General features: G+C 59.6%; 2 protein-coding genes. Both read left to right on the forward strand.

Going from position 1 to position 1067, the window contains the following annotated elements:
* Positions 1 to 378 (forward strand): hypothetical protein (locus tag AC1DX0_RS36245; RefSeq protein WP_477359358.1); only part of this gene is annotated, 378 nt, incomplete at its 5' end.
* A gap of 136 nt (positions 379 to 514) precedes the next feature.
* Positions 515 to 1067: EamA family transporter RarD (rarD, locus tag AC1DX0_RS36250; RefSeq protein WP_477359361.1), on the forward strand; the 553-nt coding region annotated here is incomplete at its 3' end.

The raw sequence follows: 1067 nt of genomic DNA on the forward strand, positions 1-1067 counted from the left end.
AGCTTTCCCAATCCTCCCGACAGCTATCTGTCGGCGTTCTCGCAGGGCAGGGAAATGGTCGTCGTGCACATAGAAGAACATACCATGTTTGCTCGCGCCGAATTCTGGAGCAGCGGAAAGAACATCTGGAAAGTATGGCATACCGGCGACAAAAACGTCAGAGACCTTCATGCCACAGGCGACCTTCCGACATCCTTTGAAGGCGTAAGGCAGGAGGCCTTTGCAAAACAGGATGAAGAAGATGCCGAACGCTCAGGAGTCGACGTCGTTTTCGACATTCCTGTCGATCTTGCAAAGGAGTTGACGGGCTTCAGGCATGATGAGGGCGCGCCCGGCCGGCTTTTCTTTGAGCTTGTCGAGAAGCCGGTCCAGAAATGAGCTGACAAGTTTATTGGCATAGCTCTCGGGGACGCAGTTCTTCGAAGGCGACCGCTTGAACCATCACCAAAAGTCCATTGATCCATCAGAACTTTGCGATGGTCTTGCCAAGATTACTGGGCCATAGCGTTGGSCCATGGTCGCTGAAGCAATTSSCCTGGAWGCAGATKCMAARGCCCGTCGMGGCTTCYTGYTGGCGCTSGSCGCCTATCTCTTGTGGGGRYTGCTGCCTTTCTACATGAAGGCGGTSGCGCATCTGCCGCTKGCSGAGGTGATCGCYCACCGCATCGTCTGGTCGGTGCCGATCGCCGCCGCGGTTCTGGTCTGGGCCGGCCGCACGGCGGATTTCAAGGCGGCGATTCGCTCACCCCGCACCATTGCCATGGCGGCGCTGACGGCAGCGCTGATCTCGGTCAACTGGGGCATCTATGTCTGGGCGATCTCCGTCGACCGCACCGTCGAGACCGCGCTCGGCTATTACATCAACCCGCTGGTCGTGGTCGTGGTCGGAGCCGTGCTGCTGGGCGAAAGGCTCGATCGGTTGCAGATCGCKGCKGTSGCGCTGGCGGCGRTCGCSGTCACGSTGCTGACRATCGAGGGCGGCAAGCTGCCYTGGGTRTCGCTGGCGCTGGCTTTCTCTTTCGCCGCCTACGGCTTCTTCCGCAAGACGCTGCCGATTGGCCCGAGCC

Source organism: Mesorhizobium sp. P3_A9 (assembly GCF_056402975.1).